This window comes from Sorangium sp. So ce1153, assembly GCF_051521595.1.
Taxonomy (GTDB): domain Bacteria; phylum Myxococcota_A; class Polyangia; order Polyangiales; family Polyangiaceae; genus Sorangium.
Map to the genome: position 1 here is coordinate 9,740,639 of NZ_CP150361.1, position 22,070 is coordinate 9,762,708.

A 22,070-nucleotide genomic window follows, 5' to 3' on the forward strand; every position below is an offset into this window, starting at 1 on the left:
GAACGGCACGTCGAGGATAGCCCGCGCAAAGCCATTCCGACCTGTCAAGGATTATCCGCCAACGACCGGCAGTCGACATAACGTACAAAGTACGGATCCACTATCGATTTGCCGCCGCTGCAGAATCACCTCGTCGCGCTCTCCTTGACACGCTCCGACGGCGTGTCCGCGCAGACGCCGGTTGATCTCGCCATCGGCGGCACCACGCTCCTCACCGCCCCGACGTTCTTTCGTGCCGTCGTCGTGAGCGCTCCGCTCGCGGTGCCCGATCAGGTCGTCTGCGATCGCGCCCTCGCGCAGCCGGTGTTCGGGGCGTTCCCGCCGCACCCGGCGTTCACCGGCGATACGCGCTTCGACGCGCGCTTCGGCGTGTTTCCCGCGCCGTCGTCCTCCGCGTCTGGGTCGCCGAGCTACCGCGACCAGGCTGGCCATCTCCTCGCGTGGGCCACGCCGGCCGTGCTCGCGAACCTCGATCGTTGACGCTCCCGTGCCGCAGCGATCGTGCTTTCGGTGGCGCCCCTCGCCGAAGGCCGCCACCGCGCCCGATCCATCTGCCTGCTGCTCCGCAGCTATCCTGATAACTGGCTCTCACGCGGGCACCTTCTCGTCGTGGCCCCTGCTCACTCCTGGTTGATGAGCTCGTCAGATCACGACCCACGTCGCGGCGTCGCTCACCAGGCGGATGGTGACGTAGGGGTACCCGTCCCGCGCGAGCTGCTGGCCCGGTGCGGCGTGCCCGTAGCCGACCGCGAGGGACGGTACCGGCCGGAGCCCGGGCTGCATCCGAGACGCATCCTTCAGCGCTGGCTGATCGGCATCGCCGTCCACCAGGCGAGGAAGTACCACGAGAAGGCCTACCGCCGCCGGGAGGTCGCCGTCGTCGATCCGAGGCGCCGGGAATCGAAACGCCCGCCGAGGGTGGGGATCCGCATGGATCGCGTAGGTTTCCGCATGAGTCGGGAGAGGCAACGATGCCGTCGATGGCGGCTAAGTGCGCGAAGCCTCGTGAGCCGGACGAATCGCGGACGAAACCGGCGGACCCGCGGACGGTGCTGCTCAGCCAGCTCGCGGAAGGCATGCGGGCGGCGCTAGCCGCGGGCGACGTCGAGGCGGCTCGCATCGCCCACGAGACCATCGGGCGGCTGCTCGCTGCAGCAGAGACAAGGAGGTCGAGCACTCCGGGGCGTAAGCGGCCTAACGCCCTGCCGGTCTGCCGCGGCGCGCAGCGCTGCCGGCAGCAGCGGCTGGTTGGGCAGCTTCATGGTTCAATCATCGGGCGGATGCCAACCCACAATGACCCAGCCTCGCCGGGCTTCCACGACCTCGGCGCGGTTCAGGCGAACCGCAGCGATCGTGGCTCGGCCAGTTGGCGTCTTGCCGATGATCAGAGATCCCTCCGTGCTCCAGCTGGAATGATCCAGCCAGGTCTGCTGTCGTGGGTTGAAGAGACGCACGACTTCCCCGGTGTACGGGTCGGGAGCAGCGATTCGATTGCCCTTGTGATCGTTGCACATCGAGCATGCGAGCCAGAGGTTTTCCCTGGCCGTAGCTCCGCCCAGCGACTCAGGGATAATGTGGTCGATCTCCATCGGCGTGCCGACGATACGCGCCGAGGTCAGGCAGTAGCCGCAGCGATGGCGCGCCTCACTGGCGACCTGCTCACGCAGCGCCCTCCCGATGTAGCTACGGCTCATGTCCTTGGTGAAGCCCCGAGACGTCATGACCTCGCTGTTTGAGCAGCGCGGCAGATCGGGAACGAACCAGCATGATCCGCCTGTACTCCTTCATGAGCGTCGCGAGCGCCTCGATGTCCGACGCGGAGAGCCCTTCACTCTGGCGCTTGATGTGCAGCTCCTCGAGATCCGCGGCCTTCTCCGGGGCGAGGCTCTGCCTGGCGGCCCGCCATAGATCCTCGTCACCTAGCAAGTGCAGCGCGGCGATGGCCTCCGCCATGTCGGCCGGCAGCCCATCGGGCTCGTCAGGGAGGGAGGTTGCCACCGCATCGACGAGCTCGGCCTCGACGGTTCGTTGCGTCGTTTGCGCGCGGCGAGCCAGGCGCTCGTACAGCGGCTCGGGCAGGTTCACGGTAACGGCTTGAACGGCCATGTCCTAGTTTACGATGAGCCGTCGAGGCAAGCAAGCTCGGCGGTGCAAGGCAGCGCCGACGCGCAGCCGGCCAGTCTCCTCTGCCGTGCCATGATCGGTACCATCGTCTGCCCAACGTCGCAATCAGTTGCGTCGCAGGGCCTAGCGGCGGGTTATAGAATGTAGGCGGCGAGGCGCCGCGGCCAAACTCCGTATTCCCGCGAATAGGTCGCGACGCTCCGCAGCATATCCACGTATTCCCGTGAATAGGCAGCGACTTCCGCGACCTATCTGCGCATCTCCGAAGATAGGCCGCCGCTGCGGAGACCCGGCGGGGGCGGGGCATCGGCAACCCCTCGGATCCTACTGCCTGGTGGGCCGAGGGCGGCGTCGCGGTCGAGGCTCTCCAGGGTCGCCAAGCGCGATCGTTTCCCGTTGGGCCGTTCTGTGGAGGGTACGGGCGGCGTCGTCATGCTTGGAGTCGAGGACGTCCGCGAAGATTGACAACATGACGACCGTTTCATTGACGTTCCATTCATCGCCGCCAAGCCTTTGCTGGACCAGCCCGTGCCATACATCCGGCATCGCTCCGGTCATTGCATCACCGTCGGCTACCTCCATGGCTCCCCGGATCTGCGACGCCATCTGAAATCGCGTACCGTGTCAAGAGCGTGTACCGCCGGGACTTCCTGCAGGGGATGCCTCCCGCACCGGAAGGGGGACCGGCCGGCCCGTTCTAGCCGTGCTATCGGCAAGCGAGTCCCAGGTTGTCCCGAGGCAGGCGTACGTGGGTTCTGGGACCGCTACCGCACGGTAGGAGGCTCTCCACTGGAGCGACATCATGTCGCGGTCGTCGATCTTGGTCAGTGCCTGGGCGAGCTCCGCGCCACTCGTCTCACTCGCCAGCATCCTGAGCCGCGCCGTCTCCCTTGAGGATGAGGTAGGCGCAGACGTCATTTAGGAGGCGATCGGTCGGCTGCTCGTCCTGCCGCCGGCGGCCGGCGACGAGATCGAGCCCGCACCGATGGGAGACCTCCCCCCCGCCGGAGCGGCTCGGTTCACTCGGGGATAACGCCGAACGGGCAACCAGCCAGGCAGGCGGGCAAGCACACCTGTCCTGCCCCCTTTCGACCGTCCGCGTGCTCGAAGGAATCGACGCGCCCGAGGCAGAGCGCTGGCCACGGGCGGAGCACGGGCGCGTCGCGCTGGCGGGCGCAGCACTCGAGCGCGAGTTCGACGCCTACTACGGCAGAGACGTGGGGGCCGATCGCACAGGTCGGCGGGTTCCGTCATGGCCCGGCCCGCTGCTCCGACGCGAGCTCAGTGGCGCACGCGCCGAGCTCGGCGCCTATTCTTCGCCCAGAAGCGCGAGGACGTTGTCGAGCAGCTCTCGCTTGACCCGCCGGCGGTGCCTGCTCCGATAGGCGACACCTTGGTGACCCCTTTGAGCATCACGAGAGGATCAGTCATTCGCTCTGCCTCACGGTCGTCCAGGTCGTGCCGGAAGTGCACCACCAGGCCTTTGACGCTCATTAACACGTCACTCCGTACGTGGACATTTCCCTGGCTTCCCGAAGCCTAATGGCGTCACGTAGCACATCGATGGCCTTTGTACGTCGCTTGTAGAGCGTAGAGAGAGGGAGCCCTGCGTCTTCGGCTATCTTGGCCATAGAGACTCCGTTCAGGTCGTGTGCTACGAGCACAAAGCGCAGCTCCGGATCGAGCTCGTCCACTGCGTCGATGGTGCTGGTCCTGGTGTTGTCGCACTCCATCAAAACAGCAGCGTCCGGCGCTGGATCGAGCACTTCGATCAAATCGACCAACTCCTCCCTGCGGCGCTTCGCCCGCTCGTGGTAGTGCGAGGCAGCGTGTACAGTGATCGCGTTCAACCAGCGTTCCGGCCTGCCGCGCTTCGGATCGAACCTGGGCCAGCTCTCCCAGGCGTGGAGCCAGACTTGACCTGCGACGTCGCCACGATGGCACAGTGGTACCCCCAGCCTCCCCAGCCAGCGCAGCGGCACGAACCAGCGTCGGGCAAAACAGGCGCGCATACGCGGCAGCGCGCTCGTCTTCATCCGGCGGTTGACACATAACTTCACCCCCCGGGGCAGTCTCCCGTCCTATGATGATGGCTCGCCGGCGCACCTGTGCGGCACCGGTCAGCGGTCTTCCCCGCAGATGGTCCGCTACCAAACGGAGGCGTCAGCCGTAGCTGTTCAGCGGCCGGAGCGGTGCGATCCTCGCCAGCATGCTCCTGAGGGCGAGCAGCGTCGGAGCATCCTTCAAGCGGAGCGCTCTTCGCAGTTGCTTTCTTCCACGCTCCAAGCGATGCTGAATCGTGTTGGGGTTCTGGCCATACTCCGCCGCTATCTCCTCAGCAGTGTACCCCAAAGCGGAATCCGCCACAGCGTCGCGCAGACACGGATCGAGCCGCTCCAAGCCGCGGAGGCTCAGCCGCGCCTCCACCTGTTCGGATGGCGGCGGCATGTAGCCATCCATCGCCGGATGCTTGTACGAGGCGCGGCCTTTCTCCCACTGGTGCTGGTGTTCCCTGTAGTGCGTCGTGTGGTGCAATGTGACGACGAACAGCCAGTGCCTCACCGCCTTCGTTGCCGACAGGCGCTCGCTCACATAAAACCCGCCAGCCTCGACGGTTCGCCAAGCAGAGAGAAGAATCTCCTGCATCACGTCTGAACGATCGCACTCTGGAACCTTGAGCCGGCGCAGGTTGTCCCTGATGATGGAACTGTTTCGCACGATGGCTTCGAATGAGACGCGTGTCCCCGATCGCTTGCCCATCTCCTCTGAACGCGAGGGGCGGCCGCGCTCACCCATGGCTCCCTACTCCTGGAAGTGTCGTGTTCAGCGACGAGCGCTCAACGTCCTCCCAATCCGATCCGCGTCCCGGACTGGACCCACCTTCGTCGCGCCGTAGCGGGAAGCTCGTCAGCGTGGCAGCGCGACGCGCGAGTTGGGCGCCCGCCTCGGCGCGAGCAGGCAGCGGCGACCGCAGCCGCGGCTGTGGAGGCGGCGGGAGCTTCGCCCGGGGGCTCTTGGCCGCAAGCTCGGGAGACGTGACCACGGGCGGAGGAACGTCGAGCGCGCGAGGAGGTATCGTGGGCGGAGTCGGCGACATCGGGCTCGGCGCCGGTGACGACGCGGGACGCGCCGAGCTCTCGCGCTTGGTGACGGGCTCGCCGAGCTGGATCACCACGGTCTCCTCTGCGTCCGCCCGGTAGTCGTCGTGCAACCGCCACAGGCGCTCCCAGTACCGCGCCGGCGCGCCCGTGAAGGCTTCCAGCTGCCGCGCGAGGCCGGTCGTGATCGACAGGTCGCTCCGCAGCAGCCGCTCCACCTCCCTCGGCTCCAGCCCCGTGCTCTCGGCCAGTTTTCGCTTCCACGAAGGAATCGTCGCGCAGAACGACTCGAGGACCCTGCCTGGCCAGGGGACCGGGCGCGCGCGAGCGTCGGTCAGCTCTGCGAGGGCGGCGTCGACATGACAATCCAGAAGGCGCCGGTATCGGTCCCGCTCCTCCGCTGCCTGCTCCTTCGCATCGGTGAGGGCCGACGTCTCGTCATCATGCGCGTGCTCGCGCGCCTCGCGAAGCCCGCGTTCGCGTCCCAGCGCTTCGCGCGCCGTGATCGCGTAACCGAGCGCGACGCAGGATATCATCGCGAGCCCGAGCGGCGAGACGAGCCACATCGCGGCTAGCATGTCCTCCATGAGTTTCTCCTCCTCGACGTGAGCAATCCTGTCCGGCGCAAGGCGGATCTCGGCCTTGTGCCGCCCGACGACAGCGCCGTCCTCACCGCTTGCTTGGCGGTCGATGGACAGCCGACGACTCAGCGAATTTGTATCAGGAGCGCTTCACGCTCCGCAGCGAGCTGCCCTTGCGGGAACTCCCGTGCATGCGTCTCGAGCAATCGTCGCGCCTCCGCATCTGCGACTGCGCTATGGGCCTCGATGGCCCTTCGGGCCTCGCCGATGAGGCTCTGCTCGCGCTCGCTGACGGCTGGGACCACGGCGCGGACGGGGAGCGAGGTACGACGAACCGGCGCGGCTGACGGAACAGGCACTCGGGCGTCTCGGTCCTGCGCCGGCTGCGCGGTCTCCTGCGCGTCCGTCGCGGCCGCCGCGCGCATCGGGAGTTGGGCCGGTGGCTGCACGATCTCCGCCACGGCCGGTGCGGGCGCAGGAGCGCGCACCACCGCCGCCCGCAACCACGACTCCGGGGTGAACGAGTCCGGCAACGTCGCGATGACGGCGCCGGTCAGCACGACGACTGCCCCCTGCACCACGATCTTGATGCCCAGGCGGCCGATCTTGCTCAGCCACCCCTCGCGGCCGCGCAGATCGAAGGCGAACGGGACGCATGCAGCGTCGTCCCATCCGTGCGAGCGTTGCCGCGCCCTCCAGCGTTCCACGGCCGCGGCGAGGTCCTCGAGCGCTCGGCGGTAGCGTGTCCTCAGCGTCTTCGGTTTGAGCCCCAGCTCGGAGGCGATCTCGACGAGCGGCACCTCCTCGATCGCGTGCTTGATCAAGACGTCGCGGTACCTGGGGTCGACCTGGTTGATCAGGTCGCGGATGAGCTCCTCCCGCTGCTGCCTGCGGAGCATCTCTTCCGGAGTCGGGCACTCCGCCCGAAAGTCGTGGTCGTCGAACGAGGTAAGGACTTCCCCCCGACGGCGTTCGTTCCGGACGTGGTTCCGCGCCTGGTTCAGGACGATGGTGGCACCGTAGGACGCTCGGGCCTCGACCCGCAGATCCGCTTCGAGTCCACGCAGCAAGGCGTCCTGCGCGAGGTCCTCCGCGTGCCGCGCAGGGACCCCGAAACGCCGCGCGAGGCGCCGGAAGAACTCGAAGCCGGTCGGGGTGCTGCCTGGCTCGCCCATACCCGGTAGAACACCTGAGCCGTCTGCAGGGCTTCAAGAAAATGCAGGGCGGCTCCAGGGTCGGTCGGAAAAAGTGCGACATGTGGGCCCGCGAGGTGCGCGACTGCACGAGCAGCGATGGCCGCATTCCCTGTTCGGGCGGGGTTTTTCTCATCCCATCGTCCAGGTCATGCCGGTTTCAGCGCCGTTGACGCGCCACGGCTGGCGTAAGTACTGTCGTGCATGCGTTTCGTTGCGCAATCACTCTGGAGTTGCCTGACGCTTGGCGTCGCGATCGGCACCACGAATCCGGTTCGTGCGGAGGACCGCAATCCGGTCCCCGCACGAAATGACGACTCGATCGTAAAGGACCATCTTCGCCGCGCCCGACGAGCTCGGGCATCGGGAAAATGGACCGAGGCACACGCGGTCTACAAGGCGGCTTTCGAGGCGATCGACTCGACATCGGTTACAGAGAGAGAATCTGCTGAGGTCGCTGGAGAGCTGGGCCTTTGCGAGCTCAAGTTACGCAAGTTTCGTGACGCAGCGGAGCACCTGGCTTGGAGCCTTGAGCGGCGCAAGGCCCTTTCTCCTGAACAGCAAAAAGGATTCGCGGACGGACTGGCCAAGGCCGTTCCCTTCGTCGCGACGCTCTATCTGTCGGTGGATCCGCCGGATGCCGAGGTGCTCATCGACGGCAAGCCCATCGGCCATCCCAGGCGGACCTACACGCTGTTCTTCGAGCCTGGGAAGCACATGGTGCGGGCCCGAGCACCGGGCCGTGAGGAAGGATCCCAGACGCTGGACGCGCAGGCGGCGACGGAGCCGACCATGACGATACAGTTGCCGAACGCGTCCGTGAGCAGCGCCAAGGAGGGCGCGCCCGCGGTACCGAAAACCGCGAGCGCATCGCCCGCTTTGCGCCCGCAGGCTCCCGGGCAGCCGGCGTCGTGGCCGACGACGCTGCGAATCGCCGGGATCGCCGTCACGACGGCCACCCTGTCCGCGGGCAGCCTGCTCATGATCCGGGCCACCAGTCTTGACGGCGATCTGAGCGAACGGCGCGACGGGCTCAACGGCGGTGCGGCGGCGAGCGGGTCCAGGTGCTGGCAAGCGGCGGACCGCCCGGCGTGCGCTGACCTGCTCCACCTCCGAGACGAGCGGAACCTGTCCGCGGGCGTGGGCACGGCCATGCTCATCGCCGGCGGTGTCATCGGGGCGGCAACCGCCGCGTCGTTCTTCACGGACTTCTCCTTCCTGGGGCTCACGCCCGCTCAGGATCGGATCCACGCCTCGCCCGTGGCGACCGGGCGAGAGATCGGCGTGATGATCGAGGGGCTGTGGTGAGGACATCGGGGGCCGAGACGATGCGTTCGAAGAAAGGCCGGCACGTCGCGAGGTATGTCGTCGCGCTTGCGATCTGCCTGTGCGGCGCGAGCACGCTGACAGGGTGCCCGTACTCCGACCCTTGCTGGGAGGTGGAGGCGTGCGAACCCGATCCGGTGCCTCCGCCCGGTCCGTGCGAGGGAGAGCCTGGCACGGCGCCGGCGCTCGACGAGTGCGGGGTGTTCGTCAACCCATTGTCGGGTGACGATAACAGCCCCGGCACGAAGGACGCGCCGGTGAAGACCTTGCAACACGCGATCGGGCTCGCCGCGCACGGGAGAAGCCACGGCGAGGAGCCGACCCGGCGCGTGTACGCGTGCGGCGCGTTGTTCGAGGAGGAGATCACGCTGCACTCGGGCGTGGACCTCTGGGGCGGGCGCCAGTGTGACGGCGGGGATTGGCCGTACGACGGGTCATTCGGCGGGCCGGATCACCCGACGGTCATCGCTCCGCCGGGGGGGATCCCGCTGCGGGTCCTCGGGGTGGAGGATACGGCGCTCGCGGGGCACAACGCGGCGTCGGTGATCGCCGGCGTGCACGTCGTGGCGGCGGACGCCTCGGCGCCCGATGGCAAGTCGTCGATCGCGGTGATTTTGAGCACGGGGGCCACGGCGATCGTGCAGGACAGCGTGATCGTCGCGGGCGACGGCAAGGACGGGGAGCCGGGAGAGGACGCGGACGCCGACCGGGCGACGGACGGCGTCGTAGGTAACAACGGCGCGAACGCATGTACAGTGGACGCTGCCGAGGGCGCCCGTCCGGTGGTCACCAGGTGCGGCGACGGCATCGAGTCGACGGGCGGCTACGGCGGTGACGGCGGACTCGACGTGGGCAGCGATGGCGCACCGGGACAGCCGGCGCTCGCGGAGGATCCCGATCGCGACAGCCACGCGGGGCTCGGCGCGGATCAAACGCGATGCGAGGACGGGGGCGATGGCGCGAACGGCGCCGACGGTGGTCGTGCGGATGGCGCCCTGGGTCCAGGCTTCCTCAGCGACGATGGCTGGACCGGTGTCCGTGGTAAGGACGGGACGAAGGGCGGCGTCGGCTATGGCGGCGGCGGCGGTGGCGGCAGCAAGTCGCGCGGGCTCAATTTTGCGTGTCCGGCAAGCCGCCCCCAAAGTGGTGCAGCCGGCGGCTCGGGGGGAAGCGGGGGCTGCGGCGGCAAGGGAGGCTATGGCGGCGGCTATGGCGGCGCGAGCATCGGTATCGTCGCGCTGGAGGGCACGGACCTGACCGTCGCCAACACCGACGTGCTCACAGGCAAAGGCGGCCAGGGCGGCGTCGGCGGAACGGGCCAACTAGGCGGTGCTGGGCAGTCCGGCGCGCACGGGGGCTTGGGTTATGGTCATGAGGGTATGTGGAAAGCGTGCGATGGCGGCTGGGGAGGTAATGGGGGTCGCGGAGGCGACGCGGGCGGCGGGCTGGGAGGCGCCTCCGTCGGCATCGCCTACGTCGTGCCCAACTTCGCCCTCAGGCCCGGAACCACGATTGTTCCCGGAGACGCCGGTGCAGGCGGCCTCGCGGGTAACGCCGGCCCGGAGGACGAGGTGGGCAAAGGCGAAACCGGTCCACAAGGTCAGCTGGTCGCCTTCCCCGCGGCAGGCGAGCCGATCCATTGAATCGCGCCGCGCGACACGCGGCCATCGAGGGATGCCCATGAACCTGAATTCCGCGATCCTCCTCGTCGTTGCTCTGCCACTCGCCTCGGCCGGCTGCGGGACCGCACCGGGGGTGGAGGACCCGAACGGCGCGCCGCCGTGTGACGGCCGCTCGACGTGTGAAGGCGATCCGATCCCCGAGTCCGTCTGCCTGGAGCACCTTGCGAACGGCAAGGCGGTCGATGGCTGCGGCGTGTTCGTCCACAATCCGTTCTTCGGAGGCGACGACGCGAACCCCGGCACGAAGGACAGGCCGGTTCGTTCCATCCAGCGCGGCATCGAGCTTGCGCGCACCGGACGCGGTCGCGTGTTCGCCAACAACGATGCTTTCGACGAGTCCCTCACGCTGCCCTCCGGGGTGGATATTTACGGAGGCTTCAGCACGTTGGAATGGGAACGGGTGACGGAGATTCAAACCGTGTCGCAGGGCATGAGCAAGCTCATTCCCCACTCGGCCGGGCAGATCGCGCTGATCGTCGAGCCGGCCCGCGCCGGCGACACGGGGGCAGCGGACGGGGTCTCGGTCATCGATCACATGTTCATCCGCAGCCAAATTCATATCGGGATGATCGCTCGGTCGGGCACCGCGGTGGAGATCGTCGGAAGCTGGATCGAATCGGACTACGGACTGGGGGGCCACGATGGGGACAACTGGCCGGGCCGGGCAGCGGAAGGACCGGATGGGCAGTATGGGGGAGACGCGTGCTCCGCAGCGACGGTCCCGGGTGGGGCTCGGGCGGTGAACTCCTGCGAGGGAGGGATCCCGAGCGTCGGTGGCAAGGGAGGTGACGGGCTCGCCGACGGCGCCGGAGATGGGGAGGACGGCGAGCCCGTACCCGAGCCGAACCCACAGCACGAGGGGAAAGGAGGACGTGGCAGCCGGGCAGACGGGGGTTGCAGCAGCGGCACCACCGGCAGCAGCGGCATGTGGGGCGCCGTCGGCGCACCGGGCAAGGGCCGCGGGCGGGTCGATGAGAGCGGATGGCACGGCGATTGGGCCGGCGACGGCGCCCCGGGGATGCCGGGCCAAGGCGGCGGCGGGGGCGGCGGGCGTCGCGGTTGGCTCGCGGTGTGCGGCGTGGCCACCCAGGGCGGCGCCGGCGGCGGCTCCGGAGGCGCGGGCGGTTGCGGGGGGCGGGGCGGCCGAGCGGGCGGGAACGCCCAGCCGAGCATCGGGATCCTGGCGCTCCACGCGAAGGTGACGGTGCGCGACAGCTTCATCATCAGCAACGACGGGGGCTACGGCGGCGACGGCGGGGAGCCGGAGGAAGGCGGCAAAGCCGGCCGAGGCGCTCCAGGAGGCGCCTCGGAGGACGGCATGTGGTCCTGCCAGGGTGGCAGCGGCGGCCCCGGAGGCGACGGCGGCTACGGCGGCCCCGGGCGCGGCGGGGACTCGATCGGCATCGCCTACCTCGACGAGGACCAGCTCACGCTGGAGGGGGTCACCTTCGAGATCGGGCAGCCGGGCCCGGGCGGCACGAGCTGGGAATGGACTGGCGACGCGATCACGGGGGAGGACGGCATCGCCGTCGAGACGCTTCGGTTCCCTGAATAGGGTCGACGCAGAACGCTACGGAGCAGGCTCGCCCAGTCGATGCGCGCACCGACTGGCTTGGTGACGCCGGTGCCGAGGCTGGTAGTGGTCAACTTTGCCCGGAGAGAGTCCACATGAAGGCGGGAAGGCGGGAAGGTTATTAAAGTTTTCTTCCCGCCTTCCCGCCTTCATGTTCAAATTTGACCACTACCCCGAGGCTGGTGCGCGGACCGCTCCGCACGGCCGGGGCACTCACCTCCGAGGGGGCGAACGGCGCCCGACCCGGCCTCCTGTTCAGCGCCGTCGGCCCTCCTGCGCAGCCCATCGGCCGGGCCGTCGGCCCTCCTGCGCAGCCCATCGGTCCTGCTACGCAAGCCCCGACGGCCTCCTGCGCAAGCCCCGACGGCCTCCTGCGCAAGCCCTGGCGCCTCCTGCGCGGCCCTCTCGGCCCTCCTGCGCCATCCCGTTGGTGTCCTACGCTACACTCGGCCCAGTCCTGCGCGGCCCCCGCGCCCCTCCTGCGCACCCCTGTCGGTGTCCTTCGTCGCCATCGTCCGGCTCCTGCGCAGCCCCGGTGGGTCTCCTGCGTCGCCTCAGCGTCGTCTCGCGCGCCTTTCATGGTGGCTGCGCAGCTCTTCCTCCCTCGTGCGCCCCCTCCGCCAGCTCCGCGGCCCGCTGCCCGCGGCGCCGCCACACCGCTCCCCTCGATGCCGCGGGACACCGCCTCTCCCAACCCTCGGCGCCAGCGCCTCCCTCGCGACGTGACCGACTCGTGCTCTCCTCTGGCCAATGCCTTGTGCGCCGATACCCTCGCCGATCCTCAGGCCCCTCATTCCGAGGGGCACTGGCCCCGACAAGGAGGCGTATTTTTACCATGGCAAAGGCATCCACCACCACGTCGTCCAGGACCAACAAGGCCGCAAGCAAGCGCGCCGCGCGCGAGACACAGGGCGCGCCTCGCTCCTCGACGAGAGCAGCAGCGTACGCGCTGAGCGCTGCCCGCGAGGCCGAGCTCCTCCGAGAGGCCGAGTCGCTCGGCGACAACACCGTGGTTTTTCCAGGCAAGCTCGCTCGACGCGTCATCTGGTCGAGCCGCATCCAGCTCGCCGCCGAGCGCGACGCGGCCGATCTCGTCCGCACCCCGTTCCCCGAGGACGAGCCCGCGCTCACACGCGAGGAGATCCACGCGCTCCGCGACAAGATCGAGCTCCTGCGCGCCACGCAATCGCGCTGGCAAGCCGCGCAGCAGCGTCAAGAACAGGCCGTCGCGATGTTCAAGGGGCCGGCCGCCGAGGCCGCCCTGCACAGGCAAACGCTCCTCCGCTTCTTCGATCTCCGCTTCAAGAAGAGCCCCGAAGCGCAAAAGCGGCTCATGGCGATCCGCGCAGGCAGCGGCGACGCGGATCTGGTTCAGGACGTCTCCGACCTCCTCTTGCTCTGCTCAGAGCACGCGGAGGCCCTCCACAAGGCGCCTCGCGGCGAGGCCGACGCGGCGGCCCGCCTCCGCGAGCTCTCGCCGCTGCTCGCGCGCATGCTCGCCGACAAGACGCTCTCTCCCGAGGCGCAGCGCTCGCGCAAACTCCGCGACGCCGCGTACACGCTCGTCGTGCACGCCGAGCGGAGGCTGCGCGCCGCCGCGGAGTACTGGTACGCTGGCACCGACAAGATGAAGGACTATGCGCCCTTCCCCGTCTCCCGCGGCGCCGCGTCCACCGGAGATGGGGATGAGGAGGACAGCGAGGCCGCCGCGGAGGACGGCGCGCCGGAAGGCGACGCGTCGGAGGAGGGCGCAGCGGAAGAAGGCGAGCCGAACGAGGGCGAGGGCGAGGACGAGGACGAGGACGAGGACGAGGAGTAATCGCCCCAGGCCGCAGCGGGCGCGTCAAGGAGGGGGCGATTGGCTCGTCCCGAAGCGTCGAGATCGCCCATCGAGCGCCCCCTCCCGCCCGCGGGAGGGGCGCGTCACTCCGTCGAGCCGGGCGGCGGGCTGGCGACGCGCGCCGGCACTTCCTCGAACACCTCGGCGTCTGGCAAGGAGAGGACCTCTTTGCCAGCCTCCGCCAGCCGCTCTCTCGGCACGTCGCGGAAGCGCGCGCGGAAGACCGCCGACGGGCGCAGGGTCACGGCCTGCCCGGTCGACCTGCGGCGGTACGTGGTCTCGATGCCGGCCTCGCTCGCCTCGACAAGGCTGAGGTTGAGCTTCCCGAGGCTGGCCCCCGTGGCCGCGGCGGCGCCGTCCGCGATGCAGGAGAACTGCACGCTCCGCGGGCTGTGGTGCACCACCTCGAGGTCGAAGCTCCTCGCCGGCAGCCCGAGCTTCGCGAGCGCATACCGCCCCATGCGGTAGCCGGCGACCGCCCACGGCCCCGCCCCGCCGTGGATCGCGGCGACCGCGCGCAGCTCCTCGTCCTGAGCGTCCGCGGACGGCGGGCCCGGCGCGCGCCCGTGGTCGTGCCTAGCGGGCCCGTGCGCGTGCTGCGCGGCCCCCTGCGCGTGACCCGAGGGCCCCGCGGGGTGAGGGGCGCCCTCGCCGGGGCTCGCCCCGCCGCACCGGGCCGAAGAGATGGCGGCGAGGAGGATCAACGCCGCGTGGCTCACCGTCTTGCGCATGCTCGCTCGATGCTCCGGGAAGCAGGCGGAGTGTCCCCGTTCGCGCGCGACGTCAAGAGCGTTCGGCCCGCGCGCCGCGCCGTTCCCCGCACCGCGCGCCGTTCCCCGCGCCGCCCGATCCCCGCACCGCGTTCCGTGCCGCGCACCGCCCGTTCCCCGCACCGCGCGCCGCGCCGTTCCCCGCACCACGCCCCGCACCGCGCCCCGCGCCCCGCACCGCGCTCCCCGCACCGCGCCCCGCGCCCCGCACCGCGCTCCCCTCACCACGCTCCGCGCCCCGCACCGCCGGATCCCGGCGCGGGCACGCGCGTGCCTTGCGCCGACCTTGGACGGTTTCACGCCCCGCCGCGCCAGACCGCGGTAACATGCGCCCGTCATGCCTTGCGCTCCCGTCAGCCATCCCTGCCCCTCGAGCCGCGCTGGCCTCGCCGGCTCCGCGGGCCCCGCTGGCGAGGCGATGCCCCATGTGGCCAGTCCAGGGAATGGTCCTCGCCGATGACCCGAGTCGACCCTGAGGGCTTCCGGCCAGAGGCGCTGGTGGGCCAGGTCCTGCGCGGCAAATGGCGCCTGGACCGCCTGCTCGGCTTCGGCGGGATGGCGGTGGTCTACGCCGGCACGCACCGCAACGGGATGCGCGGCGCGGTGAAGATGCTCCGCCGCGAGCTGTCCGGGGACGAAGAAGCGCGCTCGCGCTTCCTGCGCGAGGGCTACGTCGCCAACCGGGTGGATCACCCGGGCATCGTCCGCGTGCTCGACGACGACGTCACCGACGACGGCTCGGTGTTCCTGGTGATGGAGCTGCTCGAGGGCGAGACGGTCGAGGCGCGCCGCGCGCGCGAGCCGGCCGGCATGCTCGGCGTCGGCGAGGTGCTCGGCATCGTGGACGACCTGCTCGACGTGCTCGCCGTGGCGCACGAGCGCGGGATCGTCCACCGCGACCTCAAGCCCGACAACCTGTTCCTCACGCGCCAGGGCCAGCTCAAGGTGCTCGACTTCGGCATCGCGCGGCTGCGCGAGCTCTCCGGCCCGACGAACGCGTCCACGCGCGCCGGCAGCCTGATGGGCACGCCGCAGTTCATGCCGCCGGAGCAGGCGAGAGGGCAGTGGGACAGGGTCGACGCGCGCACCGACCTCTGGGCCGTCGGGAGCACGATGTTCCAGCTCCTCTCGGGGCGCTACGTGCACGAGGCCGAGACGCTCCCGCTGCTCCTGCTCGCGGCCATGACCCAGCCCGCGCCCCCCGTGGGGAGCGTCCTGCCCTCCCTGCCGCCCCCGGTCGCCGGCGTCATCGACGTGGCCCTCGCGTTCGAGCCCGACAGGCGCTGGCCGAACGCCCGCGCGATGCAGCGCGCGCTCCGCCAGGCGCGGGGCGGCGCCGGGCTCGACGCGCCCCCGGGCTCGTCCTCGGAGGCCGGGCGCGCGTTCACGTTCAGCGATCCCGGGCGCGTCTCCGCGTCCTCGGAGCCGCCCGGGCGCCAGTCCGCGCAGTCGGAGTCCGGGCGCGTGTCGGTGCAGGTCCGAGGCCCCGGGAGCGGGCCGGGCGGCACGGAGTTCACCACGGCGGGCACCGCCATCGGCAGCGCGCCCGGCAGCGGCGCGTCCGGCGGCGGCGCCGCCAGCGCCGGCACGGTCTCGCCGGTCGTGGAGCGCTCGACCGGCGGGGAGCGCGCCGTGCCGCGCTCGACGATGACGGGCGCGCTCCTCGCCGCCGCCGGCGCGCTGGCCGTGGGTGCGCTGGTCGCGCTCGTGTGGTGGCAGCGCGGGCACGACGGCGCCGCGGGCTCCGAGGACGCGACGCACGCCGCCACGGTCGAGGCCGAGCCGCACGCCCCCTCGATCGCCCCCTCGATCGCCGCCGCGACGCCGGAGCCGCCCGGCCACGCGGCCTCGCCCGGGGCCGGGGCGCCGTCCGGCGATGCGGTCCCGGCGATCGCGCCGTCCGCGCCCGCGAGCGCGCCGCCGGCGAGCGCTTCCGCGCCGTCCACGCCTTCGCCGCCCTCCGCGCCCGCGAGCGCGTCCGCGCCCACCTCGAGGCCGGCCGTGGTGACCAGGGCGCGGCCGCCCGCGAGCGCGCCGCCGGCGAAGGCGCCGACCGCGACGCCGCCGGCGACCCCGCCGCCGCCCGCGGAGGACCCGTTCAACAGGAGACGTTGAGGTCGCACGGATGCGTAGATCGAGCTCGCGTAGACGATTCCCGGCCGAGGTGCTCGCCCTGGGGGGAGCCGTGCTCCTCGCCTGCCCCGACGCCTCCGCGCAGGCGCGCGACCCTGCGGCCGCGGAGGCGCTCTTCGACGCAGGCAGGGCGGCGCTCCAGGCGAAGGACTACGAGACCGCGTGCCCGAAGTTCCGGGAGAGCTACGAGCTCGATCCGGCGCCCGGGGCGCTGCTCAACCTCGCCGACTGCGAGGAGAAGCGCGGCAGGGTCGCGACCTCGTGGTCGATCTTCCGGCAGCTCGCGCGCGATCTGCCGGCGAGCGACGACCGGCGGCCGATCGCGCAGGCGCGCGCGACGGCGCTGGAGGGCCGCGTCCCGAGGCTCACCATCCGGCTCGCGCCCGGCGCGCCGCCGGACACGGCCGTGCAGCGCGCGGGGATCCCGGTCGGCGCGGGCTCGCTGGGCTCGCCGCTGCCCGTGGACCCGGGCGAGGTCCAGGTGACGGCGTCGGCGCCGGGCCGCAAGCAGAAGACGTTCACGCTGCAGCTCGCCGAGGGCGCGCAGGCCGAGCTGCTCGTCGCGCCGGAGGCGCCCGCGGCCGGCGGGAGCGCGGGGCCTGGGCTCCCGCCGAAGGAGGGCCCGCGCGAGGCGGGGAGCTCCGGGTGGCGCACGGCCGGCTGGATCAGCGCCGGCGTCGGCGCGGTCGGGATCGGCGTCGGCGCCGTGTTCGGGCTGCGCGCGATCGGCAAGATGGGCGACGCGGACGACCACTGCAACGAGGCCAACGTCTGCTCGGCGGAGGGGATCCGGCTGCAGGAGCAGGGCGCGACCGCGGGGACGATCTCGACGGTCGCGTTCGTCGTCGGGGCGGCGGCGCTGGGCGCCGGCGCGGTGCTCGTCTTCACGGCGCCCTCGTCGGCGCCGGCGTCCTCGGCCCCGCGGGCGACGCTCGGCGTGGTGCCGGGCGGCGCCGTGGCCACGCTGGTCTTCTGAGGGCTCCGCGGCGCCCGACGGAGGGCTCCGCGGCGCTCGACGCGGACGATCGAGGCCGAGCTCGATCTCGGCGAGCGGCACGAGCTCACCGCCCCGGCGCACAGAGCTCACGACACGCGACCACGGCGCCTCACAGATTGACCAGCGCGCGCGCCGCGCGCTCCGGCGGGCCGTTGACGCCGGGGAGAGCGGCGGGTTTCATCGACGGATGCGCCCAGACCTCTTCGGCCCCCGGAGCGACGACATGAGTGGACACCGCAGGTCCGGTGGGAGCGATCTTTGGGTGGCGGCCGCGGGGTCGCCGCGCGGCGGGGAGCCGAAGTGATGAAGCGCGATCTCGGGAGCGCTCGGGCCCTCTGCGGCGCCGCGCTGCTCGCCGCCGCTTCCGCGGGAGGCTGCACGACGATCATCGGGCTCGAGATCGGCGAGCTCGATGAATCGACCGGGGGCGGGGGCGCGACCGTGTCGAGCGTGTCGAGCATCTCGGCGGGCGGCGAGGGCGGCGCGGGCACAGGGGGCACGGGCACCGCGGGCGGCCATACGGGAGGCGGGGGCGCCGGCGGCGGCGGTGGCGAGGAGGCCCTCTGCAGCTACGTGCGCGAAGGGGCCGCCCGCGCCCCTTCGAGCGAGTGGGGCGCGCTGGCCGGCCAGCAGGTCATCGACATCAAGACGCGGGCGGGCGCGGTGACGGCCCTCGTCAACAAGGAGAAGACTTTCTCCGTCGTGCGGTGGAGCGACTCCGGGACCCTCGACAGGGAGTCTTCGATGGAGACGAGCGAGCTGGCGGGCAGGTTTCACGGCGAGCACGTGGCCATCACGTCAGAGATGACCTACGTCACCGGCGCGGGCGTGCCAGGCGTCGAGGTGCCCGTGCTGGCCGACGAGTGCGCGATCACCGCGAGGGCCGACAGCTCCCCCACGCCGACCTTCCTGATGGCGCTCGACGAGAAGGGCGCGTGCGCGTGGGCGTGGAGCGTCGACACCGAGTCCAACAGCTCCCCGCTCGGCCTGGCGGCGACCCCCGAGCAGATCGTCTTCGCTGCGGCGCTGTCCGGGCGGACCGTCGCGAGCACCGACGACTGCGCGTTCGGCACCGACAACGCGAAGACCTCCGCGGAGCTCATCGCGTTCAACACGGCCGGGAGGTGCCAGTGGAGCCGCTCGCTCGGGACGCTGGACGCCGTGCACATCGCGTCGGTCCTCATCGATACCGAGTCGAGGGAGGCGCTGGTGATCGGCGATTACAAGGCGCCGAGCGGCCCCATCCTGATGCAGGGGAGGCCGCTCCCCACCTCCCAGGAGAGCGATCTCTTCATCGCGCGCGTCCGGCTGGCCGACGGGAACCTGAGCGACGTCATCACGATCAACGCGCCGGGGTTCCAGGCGGCGGCGCGGCGCGGGGCGGCGTTGCTCCCGGGCGGCGACGTCGTGATCGGCGGGACCTACCTGGGGCCGTCCCTGGATTTCGAGGATGAATGCCCGTCGCTGCCGTCGGCAGGGACGCCGCCCGCATCCGGGACGCTGGGGACGGGGAACACCTTCCTCCTGCGCGTCGACAGGGGCGGCCTGGTCTGGAGCCGAGGCTTCGGCGACGACGTGGATGATCAGCTGGTCATCAGCGTGGCGGTGGATGAGGAGGGCTCGATCTACGCGACAGGGACGCTCGAGGGCACGATCGACCTGGGGGGCCGCATGAAGCTCAGCGCCCCGGAGGACGAGATCGCGAGCTTTCTGCTCGTGCTCAGCGACCGCGGCAACGTCCTCTCGGCCTCCGAGCTCGTCGGCGAGGGGATGGTCTGGGCGTGGGCGATCGCGCCGGGGCCGACCCTCCGCGATCCGCTCTACGTCGCAGGTGAGCTGACGCAGACCTTCTATCTCGTGCCCAGCGATCACTCCACCGAGGACACGGGAGAAGGGTTCATCGCGCGCGTCGCCGGCATGCAGTGACCGCGGCGCTCGGCCCTCGCCGCGATCCGGCGTGCCTGGCCAGGATCCCACGACATTTCCATACGACGCCGCAGGCGCTGCGACCTGTTCGCCGCGCCGCGGCGCGAGCCGCCGGTTGACGCCGGTGAGAACGGTGGCATTCCATCCAACGATGCGATCGCTTCATCCCGTTTTCTGCCTGGCTCTCCCCGCGGTGGCGGCCGCCCTGAGCGCCGGCGCCGGGTGCGGATTCCCCGACGTGACCTTCACCGGAGAGGCGAGCGCATCGAGCGCTGGCGGGGGCACCGCGAGCTCCAGCGCGTCCTCGGCGAGCGCCGCTTCGTCGTCGGACGCGGCGAGCTCGGGCGGCGGCGAGGCGGGCTCTACCGCCAGCGCTGGCGGCGGTGGCGAAGGCGGCGCGGCGGCGAGCTCCAGCGCCAGCACCGGCGGCGAAGGCGGCGCGGCGGCGAGCTCCAGCGCCAGCACCGGCGGCGACGGCGGCGCGGCGGCGAGCTCCAGCGCCAGCTCGTCGGCCTCCGGCTCCGGCGGCGGCGGTCCCGTCGACTGCGACGCCGACGACGACGGCTATCGGTCGAAGGCGTGCGAGGGCGGCAACGATTGCAACGACGACAATCCCCTGGTCCACCCCGGCCAGGCCAGCACGTTCTACGGCACGCCGATCTCGCCGGGGGGCGGCTTCGATTACGACTGCAGCGGCGCGGAGGAGAGGGAATTCCCGGCGGTCACCTGCTCCAACATTCTCCCTCTCTGCAGCGCCGCGTCCAATGTGTTCCAGGCCGACGTCGATTGCGGGCGCCGGACCTCGTTCGGCAGCTGCACCACCACCTGCCAGTTCATCGTCCTCTATCCTGAGTACCTCAGGAAGTGCCACTGAGCCCGCGCGCTCGATGGCGGCCTCGAGAGTGCCACGCAACGGAGAGTCGACGTGATGAAACGCGAGCTCGGTAAGATTCGGTCCGCCGTGTCCTGCGCCGGCCTGTTCGCCGCCGCCGCGGGAGGCTGCAACGCGATCATCGGGCTCGAGGTCGGCGAGCTGGATCCATCGCAGACGGGCGCGGGCGCGGGCGCGGCCTCGGCGTCGGGCGCGACCTCCTCCTCGGGCGACGCCGGCGCGGGGGGCTCCGGCGGCGCGGATGCGGCCTCGGCGTCGGGCGTCGGCGGCGCGGGCGCAGGAGGCTCGGGCGCCGGCGGTGAGGGCGCCGGGGGCGACGGCGGCGGGGGCAGCGGCGGCGGGGGTCCGTTGTGCAGCGAGGCTGGCGGAGCCATCGTCACGCCGTCCGGCGCCTGGGGCGAGACCGTCGGCTTCGACGTGGGCGACCTCGCGTCGCTGGACGACGCGGTGGCGGCCGTCTTCACCGACACCCTCGACGACGGGCGCTATCGCTTCTCCGTCGCGAAGTGGAGCGAAGGTGGGACGCGCGACAGCGGATACGGCCTGTCGGCGAACAACGTCTGGGGCTCGCACCTGGCTGTCGGAAAGGACTTCACCTACGTGGCCGGCGAGGCCCAGGGGGCCGTCGATCTGCCTGGCGGGGTGCTGGGGTGCCGCGTCGGCCCGCCCTTGCTGGGCACCAGCAACACGCTCGGCTTCGTGGCCGCGCTCGACGCGAGCGGCCGCTGCGCGTGGGCGTGGGGCCTCGATTCCGACCACGGCATCACGGCGCGCGATCTCGCGACGACGTCCGAGGCGGTCATCTTCGCCGTCGATTTCGACTCCACGGAAAAGAGCACGACCTTCGGCCCCTGCAAGCTCGACGATCTCCCGACGAGCTCGACGCTCGTCGCCGCGGTCTTCCCGGAGGACGGCGCGTGCAAGTGGAAGCATATCCTCGGGCCGCGAGAGTCCGTGACGGTCAAGGCGCTCGCCGCGGACTCGAGGCCAGGATCGAGGCTGACGGCCGTGGTGGGCGACTATGACGCGCGCAGCGGCGAGGTCTCGTTCGGCGGGGACACCCCCTTCGCCTCGCAGGGACGCGACGTCTTCATCGCGCGCTTCGTGTCGAGCGACGGCGCGAGGCAGGAGGTCACGACGCTGAGCGCCAAGGGAGACCAGTACGTGCCGACGCACGGGGCCGCGCTGCTCCCGGGCGGCGATGTCGTCATCGCCGGCATGTACCGCGAGACCCTCGGCTTCGGGGAAGGATGCCCCGGGCTGCCCGACGCGGGCGACACGGAGAATTTCTTCATCGCGCGGGTCTCGGAGTCCGGCGTGGTGTGGAGCCGCGGGTTCGGCGACGCGAGCGCCGACCAGACCGCGACCGCCGTGGCGGTGGACGACGCTGGCTCCATCTACGTCACGGGACACTTCGAGGGGGCGATCGCGCTGGGGAGCGCCGGCACGCTCGTGGCGGAGCGCAGGGCGGGCTTCCTGATGAGGCTGGACTCGCGAGGCAACCTCGTCTCGGCGGCGAGGTTCCAGGGCAACGGCGCCGTCGCCCTGAGGGGCGTCGCGACCGGCAGGGCTCCCGGCGCGCCGCTCTACGTCGCCGGCGAGGTGACGGGGACGCTCGACCTCGGGCTCGACGAGCCGCTCGGCGGCGGCGACGACGGCGCTCGGGGGTCGCACGGCTTCATCGTGAGGCTCTCGGGCGTGCGCTGAACCGCGTTCGCGCCCCGGAGCCGCCGGACCCCTGAGGCCGCTCGCCTGAGCCCCGCAGTCGACTTCAAGGGTGGATCGGGTTGTCGGGACGCAACCACCGTGTTTCCTACAGACGTCGTCTGCAGCAACGGAGTCGTGCTCGGGGCGCCCGCCGCGCTCTCGGGATCGAGCTCGGGCCCCCTGCGTTGCGTGTCGAGGAGGACCAGCCATTGCGCTGGCGCTGGCCTC

At 71.1% G+C, this 22,070-nt stretch carries 18 protein-coding genes; 10 read left to right on the plus strand and 8 right to left on the minus strand.

Annotated elements, in window-relative coordinates:
• Positions 1-144 precede the first annotated feature (144 nt).
• Positions 145-480 carry a hypothetical protein gene (locus WME85_RS35030; protein ID WP_437827445.1) on the plus strand — a complete coding sequence of 112 codons (336 nt, stop codon included), beginning with the start codon at positions 145-147 and terminating at the stop codon, positions 478-480.
• Positions 481-642: 162 nt separating this feature from the next.
• On the opposite strand, the gene WME85_RS35035 is transcribed toward WME85_RS35030, so the two are convergent.
• The 7 genes from WME85_RS35035 to WME85_RS35065 all read right to left on the minus strand — a co-directional run bounded on the left by WME85_RS35035 (position 643) and on the right by WME85_RS35065 (position 6,978).
• Positions 643-783 carry a hypothetical protein gene (locus WME85_RS35035; protein WP_437827446.1) on the minus strand — a complete coding sequence of 47 codons (141 nt, stop codon included), beginning with the start codon at positions 781-783 and terminating at the stop codon, positions 643-645.
• A 482-nt stretch (positions 784-1,265) separates the two neighbouring features.
• Complete coding sequence (locus tag WME85_RS35040) at positions 1,266-1,721, minus strand: HNH endonuclease (RefSeq protein ID WP_437827447.1); 456 nt, start codon at positions 1,719-1,721, stop codon at positions 1,266-1,268.
• A complete protein-coding gene (locus WME85_RS35045; RefSeq protein WP_437509718.1) occupies positions 1,684-2,085 on the minus strand; it encodes a hypothetical protein in 402 nt (133 codons plus the stop codon). Before WME85_RS35045 ends, WME85_RS35040 begins: the two co-directional genes overlap by 38 nt.
• Positions 2,086-3,617: 1,532 nt before the next feature.
• The gene (locus WME85_RS35050) at positions 3,618-4,160 is read right to left on the minus strand and encodes a sigma-70 family RNA polymerase sigma factor (protein ID WP_437827448.1); all 543 of its coding nucleotides are present in this window, start codon (positions 4,158-4,160) and stop codon (positions 3,618-3,620) included.
• Positions 4,161-4,287: 127 nt separating this feature from the next.
• The gene (locus tag WME85_RS35055; protein WP_437827449.1) at positions 4,288-4,920 is read right to left on the minus strand and encodes an RNA polymerase sigma factor; all 633 of its coding nucleotides are present in this window, start codon (positions 4,918-4,920) and stop codon (positions 4,288-4,290) included.
• Positions 4,913-5,809, minus strand: a complete 897-nt coding sequence (locus WME85_RS35060; protein WP_437827450.1) for a helix-turn-helix transcriptional regulator — start codon at positions 5,807-5,809, stop codon at positions 4,913-4,915. The genes WME85_RS35055 and WME85_RS35060 overlap by 8 nt, the downstream gene beginning before the upstream one ends.
• 119 nt (positions 5,810-5,928) lie before the next feature.
• Positions 5,929-6,978 carry an RNA polymerase sigma factor gene (locus WME85_RS35065; RefSeq protein WP_437827451.1) on the minus strand — a complete coding sequence of 350 codons (1,050 nt, stop codon included), beginning with the start codon at positions 6,976-6,978 and terminating at the stop codon, positions 5,929-5,931.
• Positions 6,979-7,200: 222 nt separating this feature from the next.
• Here WME85_RS35065 and WME85_RS35070 point away from each other — a divergent pair, with 222 nt between their 5' ends.
• The 4 genes from WME85_RS35070 (at position 7,201) to WME85_RS35085 (ending at position 13,396) form a co-directional block, all read left to right on the plus strand.
• Positions 7,201-8,304: a hypothetical protein gene (locus tag WME85_RS35070; protein ID WP_437827452.1), complete on the plus strand. Its 1,104-nt coding sequence runs from the start codon at positions 7,201-7,203 to the stop codon at positions 8,302-8,304.
• A 20-nt stretch (positions 8,305-8,324) separates the two neighbouring features.
• Complete coding sequence (locus WME85_RS35075; protein ID WP_437827453.1) at positions 8,325-9,965, plus strand: hypothetical protein; 1,641 nt, start codon at positions 8,325-8,327, stop codon at positions 9,963-9,965.
• 37 nt (positions 9,966-10,002) lie between these two features.
• A complete protein-coding gene (locus WME85_RS35080) occupies positions 10,003-11,559 on the plus strand; it encodes a hypothetical protein (protein WP_437827454.1) in 1,557 nt (518 codons plus the stop codon).
• Between the two features lie 853 nt (positions 11,560-12,412).
• Positions 12,413-13,396 (plus strand): ATPase, encoded by a 984-nt coding sequence (locus tag WME85_RS35085; RefSeq protein WP_437827455.1) that lies wholly within the window; start codon positions 12,413-12,415, stop codon positions 13,394-13,396.
• Between the two features lie 104 nt (positions 13,397-13,500).
• Here WME85_RS35085 and WME85_RS35090 read toward each other — a convergent pair whose 3' ends face one another.
• Entirely contained in the window at positions 13,501-14,148 is a 648-nt protein-coding gene (locus tag WME85_RS35090; RefSeq protein WP_437827456.1) for an FmdE family protein, read from the minus strand.
• A 495-nt stretch (positions 14,149-14,643) separates the two neighbouring features.
• Here WME85_RS35090 and WME85_RS35095 point away from each other — a divergent pair, with 495 nt between their 5' ends.
• The 5 genes from WME85_RS35095 to WME85_RS35115 all read left to right on the plus strand — a co-directional run bounded on the left by WME85_RS35095 (position 14,644) and on the right by WME85_RS35115 (position 21,842).
• Positions 14,644-16,302, plus strand: coding sequence for a serine/threonine-protein kinase (locus WME85_RS35095; RefSeq protein WP_437827457.1), 1,659 nt, complete (start codon positions 14,644-14,646; stop codon positions 16,300-16,302).
• A gap of 10 nt (positions 16,303-16,312) precedes the next feature.
• Positions 16,313-17,296 carry a tetratricopeptide repeat protein gene (locus WME85_RS35100; protein WP_437827458.1) on the plus strand — a complete coding sequence of 328 codons (984 nt, stop codon included), beginning with the start codon at positions 16,313-16,315 and terminating at the stop codon, positions 17,294-17,296.
• 324 nt (positions 17,297-17,620) lie between these two features.
• Positions 17,621-19,243 carry a hypothetical protein gene (locus WME85_RS35105; protein WP_437827459.1) on the plus strand — a complete coding sequence of 541 codons (1,623 nt, stop codon included), beginning with the start codon at positions 17,621-17,623 and terminating at the stop codon, positions 19,241-19,243.
• Between the two features lie 238 nt (positions 19,244-19,481).
• Positions 19,482-20,117: a hypothetical protein gene (locus WME85_RS35110; protein ID WP_437827460.1), complete on the plus strand. Its 636-nt coding sequence runs from the start codon at positions 19,482-19,484 to the stop codon at positions 20,115-20,117.
• Positions 20,118-20,204: 87 nt separating this feature from the next.
• Complete coding sequence (locus WME85_RS35115) at positions 20,205-21,842, plus strand: hypothetical protein (RefSeq protein ID WP_437827461.1); 1,638 nt, start codon at positions 20,205-20,207, stop codon at positions 21,840-21,842.
• Positions 21,843-22,070 lie beyond the last annotated feature (228 nt).